Origin of the sequence: Synechococcus lacustris str. Tous, assembly GCF_003011125.1 — a bacterium.
Classification (GTDB): domain Bacteria; phylum Cyanobacteriota; class Cyanobacteriia; order PCC-6307; family Cyanobiaceae; genus Synechococcus_D; species Synechococcus_D lacustris.
The window spans coordinates 1-1,263 of record NZ_PXVC01000196.1 but is presented as its reverse complement, the minus strand read 5'-3'; the positions used below and the strand labels follow the sequence as shown (position 1 = coordinate 1,263).

Genomic DNA, 1,263 nt, shown 5'->3' with positions numbered 1-1,263 from the left:
TCCTCTGGGGAACTGGCAAAAGAAGATCTTGAGCATATTTTGATGTTGCTTGCAGGGGCAAATGAATCGAGTTCTGACGAACATAAGGCGCATCAAATCAAAGTAGCGTAAATCAATCCTCAATAACTTCAAGTAAATCCTCAAYYCCACAATTCAAAACYGTTACCAGTTTTCCTGCTAAATCAAGMGATARTGCTGCYGCTGCCTTTTGATCATCCCTTGCTAAACGGGTAATGGTTGTTGCTGCTACTCCTGCTGCTATGGCAAGAGAATTCATCGTGATTGCTTTTTCGCCTGTTTCTGCTCTGCGCAGATTTGCCTTAGCAATTGCTTTGGCAAGAGTAATTCGCACTTGTTTTGCCATAAAGAACACAATACCTCAAGTGCCCTAGCAGTGCAAAACAGTGCTATTTGCCTATGCTTGCTTGCCTTGCAAATACTTCATAGTGTTAGGCACTGAATCTGAGCACTAACTCAACCACAGCAAATCCTGTCACAGCAGCGATGGCAAGAAGCACAGGAAAACCAGCGAAAACCAAACAAACTCCTCTTACAACGCCAATCCTAAAGCAAATCTAAAGAGAGTGTGCCCTAAGAAGCGCAGTAGAGCATTTTGCAATCTCAAGAAAGCGTTTTATACTCTTTACTCAGTTTCTGATGCTATAATTAGCGCATAGAGAGCAAGAGGTTCATTAGAAACCCGCTCTCTCAACCACTTATCAGCAACCCATAGAGGTTCAAAGCAATGCCAACCGATTTTTCYCAACTTGATCTTTCAACGATTCTTGCCTGCAAGGGCGTGATCGTTACTGCTTTGCARAATCAGTGCTGCCAGTGGGAGCAGGAATCAACTGATGCTGCTGCTAATGGATGCCTCARTAATGCCCTCACCCTTGAGCACTGGGCATTTGCTGCTGATTTGCTTTCAACCACCATCAGCATTGAGTTRTCTRGTCTTTTCTCCAAGGCACTCAACGACTGCTCGGGCGACTTGACTTCCACCTCCCACCACTCAGTTGCAGATCAGATGCTGAATGGCTTTTCAATTGAGGTGGCAGCAGCACAAGAAGAACCAGCATTGCAACCAGTTTGCTGATAAAGCAGTGCATTATGCAGTATTCTGCTTTTCATGTGCTATGATTTAAGTGTTGAAAGGGGCAAGAGGTTCATAGAAACCCGCTCTCTCAACCACTTATCAGCAACCCATAGAGGTTCAAAGCAATGCCAACCGATTTTTCTCAACTTGATCTTTCAACGATTCTT

At 44.2% G+C, this 1,263-nt stretch carries 2 protein-coding genes; one reads left to right on the top strand and one right to left on the bottom strand.

Annotated elements, in window-relative coordinates; all coding sequences use genetic code 11:
• Positions 1-112: 112 nt before the first annotated feature.
• Complete coding sequence (locus C7K08_RS14260) at positions 113-364, bottom strand: helix-turn-helix domain-containing protein (protein ID WP_106501154.1); 252 nt, start codon at positions 362-364, stop codon at positions 113-115.
• Positions 365-745: 381 nt separating this feature from the next.
• Here C7K08_RS14260 and C7K08_RS14255 point away from each other — a divergent pair, with 381 nt between their 5' ends.
• On the top strand, positions 746-1,096 hold the full coding sequence (locus C7K08_RS14255) for a hypothetical protein (RefSeq protein WP_106501153.1): 351 nt from the start codon (positions 746-748) through the stop codon (positions 1,094-1,096).
• Positions 1,097-1,263 lie beyond the last annotated feature (167 nt).